Genomic DNA, 11,874 nt, shown 5'->3' on the forward strand with positions numbered 1-11,874 from the left:
ACAAAAAGGGTTGACTCGATTTCGAGTCAACCCTTTTTGTTTATCTGATAACTTATGCCACTATTTCATGATGTCGTTCTTTCTCCCAATCTTTTAAATAATCAATCAATTCGCTAAGTTCTAAACTCGCTCCAGTACCAAGATAAGCTTCATAATTGCCTACTGCTAATGCAAGAATTTGTTCTGGTAATAAATCAAGCATTAATCCTAAGCAAGCTCCTGCATTAAAATTGTCTCTGCCACCTGTGGAGATACGCTTTTGGAAAGAACTTTTACCTTTCACTTCGTAAACATGATTTTTATAAATCATCAATGCTTCTTCGTGTGCATGAACAAAAATCTGTTGAATATGATAAGTACTAATAATGTTTTTTAAAATGTCAGGTAATTGAGCGTCTGGATTATCTTGCTTCAAACCATAAATATATTTCGCCTCGCTTTCGTTCATGGCTAAGCTTACTTTGCCATAATGGGCATAACATCCCACTACATCTAGAATTTCAAGGATTTCTTCTTTTGTTCGTTTGCTAATATCAGAAAGGTCAAAGAAGAAATTTTTATGACGCATACCGAATGCATCTTCTTCTTCTTGAATTTTATTTCTAGAAAAGTATTTTGGTGATTGTCTAGTGGCCTCTGGTGACAAATTCACAACGATGTCTTCTAAGAACCCTTTCCAAATATCAGTACAATATTTGACATTTGCCCAGTTGACAAAAGCTAATAACGAACTTTCGTAAATCCCCCTGCTCAAGTTCTCCACACCTGCTACTGCTGCAACATACGACCAAGTGAGTTGTTCAAAAGTACTTTCTTCTGAAAAAATTATTTTACCATCATTAAATTCCAAGATAGTAGTTTTGGCAGGAGAAGCGATAGAGACTAATTCACAATTAGGATGCATTTCTTCAAATACACCGTTAATATCTGGATAGCCCATTGTAGCAATACAAATATTCTTGACACCTAATGCTCCTAATGAATTGGCAAGAATAGGAGCATTACCATTCATCATCATTTCTAATTGCCTAAGATTTACTTTGGTGTTTTTTCCTGAAAGAGCAGCCAATTGTGTTGCTAAATCACTAATTGTCTCAAAATAATGATTTTGACTGTCTTCATTATTATTCACAATTTTTTGAATAGAATCAATATAAGCATCGAAGCCGACAATGGCTTTCAATGGTTTTCCAGTAGATTGATGTTTTTCTAGGGCTTTGATTAAGCTTGGTAACGTTCTTTTCAAGGTAAAATATTGGGGCGTTTATGAAGTTTAAAAAAAGATTTTAACAAAAGGTATTAAAGTAAAATTATATAATTTTAAGAAATAATTGTTTAATAAAGGCGTATTTATTCTGTTTTGTTATTGCCAAGTACCAAACTTTCCTTGTTGATAATCTGTATAGGCTTGATAAATTTCCTCTTCGGTATTCATGACAAATGGACCTTGAGCAACCATTGGTTCATTAAAAGGAACAGCATGACCAAGTAATAATACTGAATCGGTGTCGGCCACTATTTGTACACCTGTTTCATCATTCATAAATTCTACCAATTGCCTAGCTTTGATAGCCTGTCCATTTACTGTGAGCGCACCTTTTATTAAGTAAAAGAATATATTTCTTTCTATGGCAATGTTGATGGTTAATTCAGCAGATGCTTTGAAAGTAATAGTACTTAAAAAAACGCCTGTTTTAGATTCAAAAGCACCCTCGTTTTCCCCCCATTTCCCCGAAATTAATTTTATGGCTACTTTATCATCATCCAAACTTATCGTCGGAATTTCGTCTTCTTGCAAGCCCAAATAGAAGGGACTAGTCATTTTTAATTTAGCGGGTAAGTTTAACCATAGTTGTAAGATTTCTAAATCACCACCTTGTTTCTTGAATGCGTCTGATGATACTTCTGCATGAATTAAGCCACTACCAGCCGTCATCCATTGTACGCCTCCGCTATTAATGATGCTTTCATGACCACTTGAATCTTTGTGCATAATATCGCCAGCGAGGATAAATGTTACTGTCTCCATCCCTCTGTGTGGATGTGGACCAAACGGTAAACCTCTGTTATTGGCAGGATACTGTTGAAATCCATGATGATTCAAGAAAATAAATGGATCTACTTGGGCTAAGGTGCTAGTAGGCAAAGGCGAATAAGTGATTAAATCGGCAATAGGACGATATGCTGCTTGATGAATTTTTTTAATGCTTCTCATGGAAAATCTTTTTTGGTTTTTGAAGAATGAATTCTTGAAAAATAGTTTCATTTTTCAATTAACGTGATATTAATTGAAAGAGTTATCTCTTTCTAATAAAATATATACGATTGAAGGAATATTGTATCTGAAAAGACAATTTAAGAGAAAAAAATAAAGAGAGGAGGGTGTAATAATAAGGAAATCCTTATCAAAATAATTTATAATATTTTAAAAACCTCAATTCCCATATTGGTACTTTTATACATGGGAAACTGAGGTTTTCTTTACACGAATGTTCTAGTCCCAGAATAATTTTCTCTAAACTCTTTGGGTGTACATCCATGTTTTTTCTTGAAAATTCTATTAAAATATGAAAGATTATTATACCCACATTTAAAGGAAATTTCTGCAATCGATTGGCGCGTATCGATAAGCAAGCGTGACGCGTGTCCTAAACGAATATCATTTAAGCTATCAATAAAGGTTTTACCAGTTCTTTTTTTGATGAATCTGCTAAAGCTCACTACAGTCATATTGACAATCTTAGCAATGTCTTCCAATGAAATTTCTTTGTCATAATTGTTCCTCATGTAAACAAAGGCTTTTTCAATTCTACGACTATCATAAGTAGCATTTTCATTAGCAAAAGTCAATGTCGTTAAAGTTTTCATATTTCTGGAAACTGACAAGTCGTGTAGGATAGACATCAATTCCATGACAGAGCAAAAACCATTGGTTTGTGTAAGCCCTATCAGACGAGGTTTAATTGCTTGGATGGTTTCCTGAGAAAAAGAAATGCCTCTTGCCGAACGTTCCAACATAGAACGTATAAAGCTCATTTGATTCCTTTTTAAGAATTTTTCATCAAATAAATCTCGGTGAAATTGAATGGTAATTTCATTGATATTTTCAGCAATAGATTCATGCGAAAACCAGCCATGAGGTACATTAGAACCCACCAAAACTAATTCATAAGTTGAAATTATTTCGATATTATCGCCAACTACTCTTTTTGCACCATCTGCATTTTCGATAAAGTTTAGCTCAAATTCTTCATGGTAATGTAAAGGGAAGTCAAACTTACTTTTTGTTCTGGCAAAAACCATGAAACAGTCATTAGAAGTAAGCGGGGTGATTTCACGATAAATTTTAGACATTTGGATAATATGGGTTGAAAAAATCAATAGCTTTTGCAATTAAAGTATTATAAGCATAGATGGTGGTTATCCTGTAAATTTGCAATTTTTTGCGGAAAATGCAACAGTTTTTGATGAAATGTATAATAATTAAGGGTTTTCCCTTTGTTTTTAGGAAACTATGAGGATAGCTCTAAACCTAGAAAGTGAGATTTGTATTATAAAAATTTCCTTCTTTAAATAAGTCAGGATTTACATAGGTTTGAAAAAAAAACAAAATAAAATTTTACAAATTCAATTTTTATACTTTACATTTGTCTCAAACTTTAGGGGTGCCTTAAATATAACGGGCTGAGATTATACCCTCAAAACCTGAACGGCGTAATTGCTGCGTAGGAAAAAGTAAGGCAGAATTTTCTTTTCAGATTCGGTGTACAGATTTAAGCATCGTTTTCAAAATTTCACTGCTTTTCTTGGTTAGCTTAAAAAACGATAGATTGATTTTTTCATTCTGATTTGTTAATGGGTTATAATTTTTTGTAGTTGATTAGGTGTACAACTAACACTATAAAAGGTTTATTCCCCAAGCTCACTCATACACGCTTTAATTTCTCCTTGGTTTTCGCTAAAGTCCATTTGTTTTTATTTTAAATAAATACATGGAATGACTGTCATTATTAACGACCAAATCTTTGAATTTCCTGAAAACCCTCTTTTAATCGAGGTGCTCAATCAGCAAGGCATTATCGAATTGCGAGGTCTGGCCATTGCCATTAACGAAGAAGTAATTCCTCGTGATAAATGGGGAAGCATCAAGCTTAAAAGTAATGACCAACTGATGCTGATTCGGGCTACTCAAGGCGGTTGAAAATCTGGCGTTCAATATTTCAAAAGCTTATGAAAAACATGAAGAAAACAGAAAAAACTCCTCATGCTGAAACAATCAGCAGAGCCCCCTTTCCAGCTTCCAAAAAAGTTTATGTACAAGGGGAAATTCATGATATTAAAGTAGCAATGCGAGAAATTAGCTTGTCGGATACGATTGTAAATGGCAAAGTAATCTCAGTCAATGCACCCGTAACAGTATATGATACCAGTGGACCATTTACAGACCCAGACATTGATATTGATGTAAGAAAAGGCTTGCCAAGACTAAGACAATCATGGATTTTAGAGCGTGGAGATGTTGAAGAACTTCCTTCAATTACTTCAAACTATGGACTAGAGCGTTTAGCGAATCCTGCCCTTGATGCGCTAAGATTTGAATACCTTAAAAAACCTTTGAGAGCAAAAGCTGGACAGAACGTATCGCAATTGCATTATGCTAAAAAAGGCATTATTACGCCAGAAATGGAATACATTGCCATTCGTGAGAACCAGAAAATACAAGAACTTAGCACGATAGGGCATCAGCACGAAGGACATAGTTTTGGGGCAAATACCCCAAAAGGACTGATTACTCCTGAGTTTGTACGTTCGGAAGTAGCCATGGGTAGAGCGGTGATTCCTAATAATATCAATCACCCAGAAAGCGAGCCGATGATTCTTGGGCGTAATTTCTTAGTGAAAATCAATGCTAATATTGGTAATTCGGCTGTTTCATCAAACATTGAAGAAGAGGTAGAAAAAACCGTTTGGGCTTGTCGCTGGGGTGCTGATACCATCATGGATTTATCTACAGGTAAAAACATTCATGAAACCCGTGAGTGGATTATTCGAAACTCGCCTGTCCCAATTGGAACTGTACCCATTTACCAAGCCCTTGAAAAGGTAGGGGGAAAAGCAGAAGATTTGACTTGGGAAATTTTCAAAGATACCCTCATAGAACAAGCAGAACAGGGTGTTGATTATTTTACGATTCATGCTGGAGTATTGTTGAGGTATGTACCCATGACGGCAAAAAGAGTGACAGGTATCGTATCACGTGGAGGTAGCATTATGGCAAAATGGTGCTTGGCACATCATAAAGAAAACTTTCTTTATACCCATTTTGAAGAGATTTGTGAAATCATGAAGGCTTATGATGTGGCGTTTTCTTTAGGTGACGGTCTTCGTCCAGGAAGTATTGCTGATGCTAACGATGCCGCACAATTTGCAGAATTGGAGACGCTAGGAGAGCTAACTAAAATTGCTTGGAAACACGATGTCCAAACGATTATTGAAGGTCCCGGTCATGTGCCGATGCACTTGATTAAAGAAAATATGGATAAGCAATTGAAAGAATGTCATGAAGCTCCTTTCTACACGCTTGGACCATTAACAACAGATATTGCACCCGCTTACGACCATATTACTTCAGGAATCGGTGCTGCGATGATTGGCTGGTTTGGTTGTGCTATGTTGTGTTATGTAACACCTAAAGAGCATTTAGGACTGCCTAACAAAGAAGATGTAAAAGTAGGGGTGATTACGTACAAGATTGCTGCTCATGCTGCCGACCTTGCCAAAGGGCATTATGGGGCACAAATAAGGGATAATGCTTTGAGCAAAGCTCGTTTTGAATTCCGTTGGGAAGATCAATTCAACCTATCCCTTGACCCAGACACCGCTCGTGAATATCATGATGAAACGTTACCAGCAGAAGGAGCTAAAATTGCCCATTTCTGTTCGATGTGTGGTCCTAACTTCTGTTCGATGAAAATCACCCAAGAAGTACGCGACTATGCTGATAACATGGGGGTTGAAGAACAAGAGGCTTTGGCAAAAGGTATGCAAGAAAGAGCAAAAATCTTTGTTGAACAAGGTTCGGAGGTATATATATAATTAATTGTGAATGAGTGATTTAGTGAATGAGTGAATTGTGATTTTAGGCAATTTGATGAGTGATTTTAATTGATTGGAATTGAAGGCATTATGAATTGGTGATTTTTCAAAGATAAAAAGATTAAATTGAGATGGAATAATTATTTAGTTTAGTAAAATTAAATATTTCTGCTAAATCAAACTTGAAAATCACTAATTCACCATTCACTAAATCACTAACTAAAGTCGACATGCAAAAAGTAATTCTTTCTAACCCTACTGATTTTGACGGTGAAATATCCATCATCGAACAATTGTTGATGGATGAATCATTGATTTTTCACCTCAGAAAACCAGGAAAGTCGCTGAAAGAGTATGAAGATTTTCTAAGACAGATTCAACCGAAATTCTATCGCAAGATTGTATTGCATTCGCATTATGAGTTGATTAATAAATATAATGTAAAAGGAGTGCATTTTACAGAGACATTCAGACAAAGCATAGATGATGTAACCTTGTTCAGCTCAGTAAAAATGTTGCGCAAACATAGACTATCTGTCAGTTGTTCATTGCATACTTTGAATGCTATCGAAAATTTGAGTTTCAAGGCTGATTACGTTTTTTTAAGTCCGATTCTTAAAAGTATTTCTAAGACTGATTATGTAGGTGTTTTTACGATGGATGAATTACAGTTTTATTTTCATGTTAGGAAAAGTAATACTCCTGTGTATGCATTGGGGGGTATCAGAGAAGAAAACAGAGCGTTTTTAGAAAAGATTGGTTTTCAAGGATATGTGTTGATGGGGTCGGTGTGGGAGAAGTATTTTCAAGCAGAAAATTAAATGAATGATAGACCTTTTGTACTGAGTATTGCAGGACTTGACCCAAGTGCTGGGGCAGGGATTTTGGCAGATATTAAAACATTAGAACAACATCAAGTTTATGGATTAGGCGTTTGTTCTGCTATTACTTTTCAAAACGATAATTATTTTGAAAGCGTTAGTTGGCTCGACAATCAGACTATTATCCATCAGGCAAAATTGCTTTTTGATAAATATACTATCGATTTTGTTAAGATTGGCTTAGTACAAAGTTTGAAAGATTTAGATGAAATCATCAACACTTTGTTGTCGTGGAATTCAACAATAAAAATTGTTTGGGACCCAATCTTAAAAGCCAGTGCAGGGTTTGATTTCCATGAAGATATCAATCTAATACTATTAGAAAAAATTCTTAAAAAGATTTATCTCATTACTCCCAACTTGCCCGAGCTTCAGTTATTGGTAGTAGGAGGGTCTTCAGTTGAGCAAAAAGCCTTTGGGCTGAGCAAGTTTTGTAATGTTTATTTAAAAGGAGGGCATTCAGACAATGAAATATGTATGGATATCCTATTTACAGGAATCAATACAGTTTCTTTTACCGCTGAAAGGATTCCTAATGGAGAAAAGCACGGTTCCGGCTGTGTGCTTTCTTCGGCAATTACTGCTAATCTTTCAAAAGGTTTAAGCCTTGAAGAAACCTGCGAACATGCTAAACATTATATGAATCAATTTTTAAAGAGTAATCCAAGTTTATTGGGTTATCATTTTCAATCATGACGATTTCTAAATTACACTATATCACCCAAGATTTACCTCATATTTCGCATTGGGAACAAGCTCATTTAGCTTGTGAGGGCGGTGCCGATTGGGTGCAACTCAGGGTAAAAAATCAAGATTTTGAGGCTTGGAAACAAACTGCTTTACAAACTCAGGAGGTATGTAAAGCTTTTGGTGCTACGTTGATTATTAATGACAATGTCCAAATAGCAAAAGAAATACAAGCTGATGGTGTGCATTTGGGAAAAACAGATGCTTCGCCGATAGTAGCAAGAGAAATTTTAGGAGATAGCTTTATCATTGGAGGAACAGCCAATACTTTTGAAGACCTAGCTTTTTTGCATCAGGCTAAAGTAAACTATATTGGCTTAGGCCCCTTCAGATTTACTAAAACCAAAAAGAACCTGAGTCCGATTTTGGGTTTAGAAAAATACCAAAGTCTTTTGGCATCGTGCAAAGCCTCTGGACTTCATTTGCCCATCGTAGGCATTGGGGGTGTACAACTGGCAGATGTGGAAGATATACTTTTGGCAGGCTTGCATGGCATTGCGGTTTCTTCGGTGATTAATTTGGCTGATAATCCATCAGCAGTAGCAAACAATTTTATGAAGGCTTTAACTGAACAGCTATATGTTAACAATCGCGAATAAAGAATTTTCATCACGACTTTTTACAGGTACTGGGAAATTCTCCTCACTAGGTTTAATGGAAGAAAGTCTATTAGAATCAGGGTCAGAATTGGTGACGGTTGCTTTGAAAAGGGTACATTTAGCCAAGCAATCAGATGATATTTTGGGCTATTTACATAACCCACAGTTTAATTTATTACCTAATACTTCTGGTGTTCGGAATGCTAAAGAGGCTGTTTTTGTAGCCCAATTAGCCAGAGAAGCTTTGGAAACAAATTGGTTAAAATTAGAAATACATCCCGACCCCAAATACCTTTTGCCTGATGCAATTGAAACCTTGAAAGCCGCGGAAGAACTGGTAAAAATGGGGTTTGTTGTATTGCCTTATATTCATGCAGACCCTGTGTTATGCAAGCGTTTGGAGGAAGTAGGGGTAGCGGCAGTGATGCCTTTAGGCTCGCCGATTGGTACCAATAAAGGATTGAAAACGATTGATTTTTTGGAGATTATTATTGAGCAAAGTAACGTGCCTGTGGTGGTAGATGCTGGAATTGGTTCACCGTCTGACGCTGCAAAAGCAATGGAGATTGGAGCTGATGCAGTATTGGTGAATACAGCAATAGCGGTTTCTGAAAACCCTGTAATGATGGCAAGGGCTTTTAGAATGGCAGTTGAAGCAGGTAGAATGGCATATGAAGCTAGGCTCGCCCCAAAAACAAATAATGCTGTGGCCAGTAGCCCTTTGACTGGGTTTCTTAAATAATTAGTGAATGAGAGAATTGTGAGTTAGTGAGTTGTGAGTTAGTGAGTAGTTTTTTTCTTCAGCATCTAGAAAAGTATTTTTGAAGAACTAGAATTAACAATATAACTTTTCTTTAATCACTAATTCACAATTCACTAACTTACAATTCATTCACTAACTCACAATTCATTCACTAACTAGATATGCATTCCTTTCAACATCTTTTTCAGCAATATCAGTGGGCGGAGGTTCAGGAGAGTATTCTTGCTAAAACGGCTGATGATGTGCGTCGAGCTTTAAATACTTCCCGCAGAACTTTAGAAGATTTCAAGGCTTTGATTTCTCCTGCTGCCATGCCTTTTTTAGAATCAATGGCTAGGGTTAGTCAGCAATTGACCCAAAAACGATTTGGTAAAACCATCCAAATGTATGTCCCGTTGTATCTTTCCAATGAATGTCAGAATATTTGTACCTATTGTGGTTTTAGTTTTGATAATAAAATCAAACGTAAAACATTGACAGACAAAGAGATTATGGCGGAAGTGGAAGTGCTAAAAGCCATGAATTATGAGCATGTGTTGTTGGTGACAGGCGAGGCAAATCAAACGGTAGGGGTGAGCTATTTGAAAAATGTTATCAAATTAATTCGCCCATATTTCTCGCATATTTCGATGGAAGTACAACCTTTGGATGAAATAGATTATACCGAACTGATTGCCGAAGGACTCAATACAGTCTTGGTTTATCAAGAAACCTATCATCAAGAAGATTATAAAATTCATCATCCTAAAGGAAAAAAATCTAATTTTGAATATAGAATACAAACGCCCGACCGTTTGGGAAAAGCAGGTATTCATAAAATGGGATTAGGAGTATTGATTGGTTTAGAAGACTGGCGTACAGATTCTTTCTTTACGGCATTACACCTTGATTACCTTGAAAAACAATATTGGCAAACGAAATATTCTATTTCCTTTCCAAGATTAAGACCTTTTTCAGGTGGACTTGAACCAAAAGTTGTCATGTCGGATGCTGAGTTGGTACAATTGATTTGCGCTTACAGGATTTTTAAGGAAGAGGTAGAACTTTCAATTTCGACACGAGAGAACGAAATTTTTAGAAATAACATTATTAAATTGGGTATTACTGCCATGAGTGCTGGGTCAAAGACAAATCCTGGGGGATACGTTGTTGAACCTGAGTCGTTAGAGCAATTTGAAATTAGTGATGAGAGAAGTCCAGCAGTAATTGCTAAAATGATTGAACAACAAGGCTATGAGCCTGTTTGGAAAGATTGGGATGTGGGTTTACATTTAGTGAGTTAAGTAGTTGTTAGTTAGTGAGTTGCGAGTTAGTAATTGAGTAGTTTTTTTGAAAAAAGTGTATTTAGAGTAACTCAGTTTAGATAAATTGCTTTCCCAATTACTAATTCACTAAATAACAATTCACTAACTCACAACTCACTAATTCACAACTATTTAACTCACTAATTCATCACTTTTTAAATAAAAACATGGATTTTCAGCGTTATAATCGTCAGATAATTTTACCAGAAATTGGGTTAGCAGGACAGCAACAACTGAATGATGCCAAAGTATTGGTTATTGGTGCTGGAGGCTTGGGTTGTCCGATTTTACAATATTTAGTAGCAGCAGGGGTGGGCAATATTGGAATTGTTGACGCTGACGTGGTGTCAATCTCTAATCTTCAAAGGCAAATATTATATACTACTGCCGACATTGACAAAAAGAAAGTAGAAGTAGCCAAAGAACGTTTACTGGCGATTAACCCCAATGTTAATATCCAAACTTTTCCTGTTAACCTCAGTGCAGACAACGCACTTGAGCTTTTTGCGAAGTATGATATTATGGTAGATGGTTCTGATAATTTTGCTACACGCTATTTAGTAAATGATGCTTCAGTTATACTGAATAAACCATTTGTTTCTGGCTCAATCTTTAAGTTTGAAGGACAAGTTTCAGTTTTTAATTTTCAAGAGGGCCCAACTTATCGCTGTTTGTATGCTGAACCACCAACTGCTGGAAGCGTACCTAATTGTGCTGAAATAGGCGTAATAGGAACATTGGCAGGCATTATCGGAACGATGCAAGCAGCCGAAGTAATTAAAATGATTACAGGGGCAGGGGAGGTATTATCAGGTAAATTATTAATGTTTGATATGCTTACAATGCGTTCTCAAATCATTAAATTCAAGGCTATTCCTGAGAATAAGCAAATCAGTAAATTGGTCGATTATCAAATTTTATGTGGTGATTTTCCCGTTGAAAACACTCATGTAATAGATATTCAAACATTAGAACAATGGATTGAAGAACAGCGAGATTTTCAATTGATTGATGTAAGAAACCCACATGAGTTTGAAAGAGATAATATTGGTGGAATTAATATTCCATTGGATGATTTATTAGAAAGCATTGATGAAATAAACTTAGAAAAAACAATTGTTTTCTGTTGTCAGACAGGTCTAAGAAGTGCCAAAGCCATAGAATTATTGAAATCTGTCAGTATAGAAGGAACATTTTTGAACTTGGGCGGAGGAATCTGATGTAATGAGCATAATTGTAATATATTATCATAATTTTTTTTGACAATATGTTTGAATAAAGAAATAAATACGCTAAATTTCAACAATGAAATGCGTTATTCTGCGAATAAATAAAGCAATGGTGTATGAATCGTTGTTTAGTTTATAGGAAAAACAAAAAAGTCGAAACTAAAATAGTATCGACTTTAAACATTAACCATTTTTATTTTTTTAATATTATAATATTTCCGAAGAAATTATCTAGTTCTTTATCTTATATAAGAT

General features: G+C 35.6%; 11 protein-coding genes and 1 riboswitch. Of the genes, 8 read left to right on the plus strand and 3 right to left on the minus strand.

The window, feature by feature from the left end; translation table 11 throughout:
* Positions 1–52 precede the first annotated feature (52 nt).
* The 3 genes from AC07XN_RS20245 to AC07XN_RS20255 all read right to left on the minus strand — a co-directional run bounded on the left by AC07XN_RS20245 (position 53) and on the right by AC07XN_RS20255 (position 3,354).
* The gene (locus AC07XN_RS20245) at positions 53–1,246 is read right to left on the minus strand and encodes a hypothetical protein (RefSeq protein ID WP_494744355.1); all 1,194 of its coding nucleotides are present in this window, start codon (positions 1,244–1,246) and stop codon (positions 53–55) included.
* A gap of 117 nt (positions 1,247–1,363) precedes the next feature.
* Complete coding sequence (locus AC07XN_RS20250; RefSeq protein ID WP_494744356.1) at positions 1,364–2,215, minus strand: pirin family protein; 852 nt, start codon at positions 2,213–2,215, stop codon at positions 1,364–1,366.
* Between the two features lie 266 nt (positions 2,216–2,481).
* A complete protein-coding gene (locus tag AC07XN_RS20255; RefSeq protein ID WP_309919914.1) occupies positions 2,482–3,354 on the minus strand; it encodes an AraC family transcriptional regulator in 873 nt (290 codons plus the stop codon).
* Between the two features lie 297 nt (positions 3,355–3,651).
* A riboswitch (TPP riboswitch) is annotated at positions 3,652–3,749 on the plus strand.
* A 248-nt stretch (positions 3,750–3,997) separates the two neighbouring features.
* Between AC07XN_RS20255 and thiS the strand changes: the two genes are divergently transcribed.
* The 8 genes from thiS to moeB all read left to right on the plus strand — a co-directional run bounded on the left by thiS (position 3,998) and on the right by moeB (position 11,610).
* Positions 3,998–4,201 (plus strand): sulfur carrier protein ThiS, encoded by a 204-nt coding sequence (gene thiS / locus AC07XN_RS20260; protein ID WP_323246729.1) that lies wholly within the window; start codon positions 3,998–4,000, stop codon positions 4,199–4,201.
* A 38-nt stretch (positions 4,202–4,239) separates the two neighbouring features.
* Positions 4,240–6,096 carry a phosphomethylpyrimidine synthase ThiC gene (thiC, locus tag AC07XN_RS20265; protein WP_494744357.1) on the plus strand — a complete coding sequence of 619 codons (1,857 nt, stop codon included), beginning with the start codon at positions 4,240–4,242 and terminating at the stop codon, positions 6,094–6,096.
* 230 nt (positions 6,097–6,326) lie between these two features.
* Positions 6,327–6,917: a thiamine phosphate synthase gene (locus AC07XN_RS20270; RefSeq protein ID WP_309919907.1), complete on the plus strand. Its 591-nt coding sequence runs from the start codon at positions 6,327–6,329 to the stop codon at positions 6,915–6,917.
* Positions 6,918–7,673, plus strand: coding sequence for a hydroxymethylpyrimidine/phosphomethylpyrimidine kinase (locus tag AC07XN_RS20275; protein WP_494744358.1), 756 nt, complete (start codon positions 6,918–6,920; stop codon positions 7,671–7,673).
* Positions 7,670–8,323, plus strand: coding sequence for a thiamine phosphate synthase (locus AC07XN_RS20280; RefSeq protein WP_494744359.1), 654 nt, complete (start codon positions 7,670–7,672; stop codon positions 8,321–8,323). The genes AC07XN_RS20275 and AC07XN_RS20280 overlap by 4 nt, the downstream gene beginning before the upstream one ends.
* Positions 8,304–9,065, plus strand: a complete 762-nt coding sequence (locus AC07XN_RS20285) for a thiazole synthase (RefSeq protein ID WP_494744360.1) — start codon at positions 8,304–8,306, stop codon at positions 9,063–9,065. The genes AC07XN_RS20280 and AC07XN_RS20285 overlap by 20 nt, the downstream gene beginning before the upstream one ends.
* A gap of 182 nt (positions 9,066–9,247) precedes the next feature.
* A complete protein-coding gene (gene thiH / locus AC07XN_RS20290) occupies positions 9,248–10,369 on the plus strand; it encodes a 2-iminoacetate synthase ThiH (RefSeq protein ID WP_494744361.1) in 1,122 nt (373 codons plus the stop codon).
* Between the two features lie 188 nt (positions 10,370–10,557).
* Positions 10,558–11,610 (plus strand): molybdopterin-synthase adenylyltransferase MoeB, encoded by a 1,053-nt coding sequence (gene moeB, locus AC07XN_RS20295; protein WP_494744362.1) that lies wholly within the window; start codon positions 10,558–10,560, stop codon positions 11,608–11,610.
* Positions 11,611–11,874 lie beyond the last annotated feature (264 nt).

The organism is Arcicella sp. GW458-12-2-14-TSB2 (assembly GCF_059423785.1).

Excerpts from the sequence above, each read along its gene's own strand:
- AC07XN_RS20250 (WP_494744356.1), bottom strand. The coding sequence starts at position 2,215 with ATGAGAAGCATTAAAAAAATTCATCAAGCAGCATATCGTCCTATTGCC.
- AC07XN_RS20255 (WP_309919914.1), bottom strand. The coding sequence starts at position 3,354 with ATGTCTAAAATTTATCGTGAAATCACCCCGCTTACTTCTAATGACTGT.
- thiS (WP_323246729.1), top strand. The coding sequence starts at position 3,998 with ATGACTGTCATTATTAACGACCAAATCTTTGAATTTCCTGAAAACCCT.
- thiC (WP_494744357.1), top strand. The coding sequence starts at position 4,240 with ATGAAGAAAACAGAAAAAACTCCTCATGCTGAAACAATCAGCAGAGCC.
- AC07XN_RS20270 (WP_309919907.1), top strand. The coding sequence starts at position 6,327 with ATGCAAAAAGTAATTCTTTCTAACCCTACTGATTTTGACGGTGAAATA.
- AC07XN_RS20275 (WP_494744358.1), top strand. The coding sequence starts at position 6,918 with ATGAATGATAGACCTTTTGTACTGAGTATTGCAGGACTTGACCCAAGT.
- AC07XN_RS20280 (WP_494744359.1), top strand. The coding sequence starts at position 7,670 with ATGACGATTTCTAAATTACACTATATCACCCAAGATTTACCTCATATT.
- AC07XN_RS20285 (WP_494744360.1), top strand. The coding sequence starts at position 8,304 with ATGTTAACAATCGCGAATAAAGAATTTTCATCACGACTTTTTACAGGT.
- thiH (WP_494744361.1), top strand. The coding sequence starts at position 9,248 with ATGCATTCCTTTCAACATCTTTTTCAGCAATATCAGTGGGCGGAGGTT.
- moeB (WP_494744362.1), top strand. The coding sequence starts at position 10,558 with ATGGATTTTCAGCGTTATAATCGTCAGATAATTTTACCAGAAATTGGG.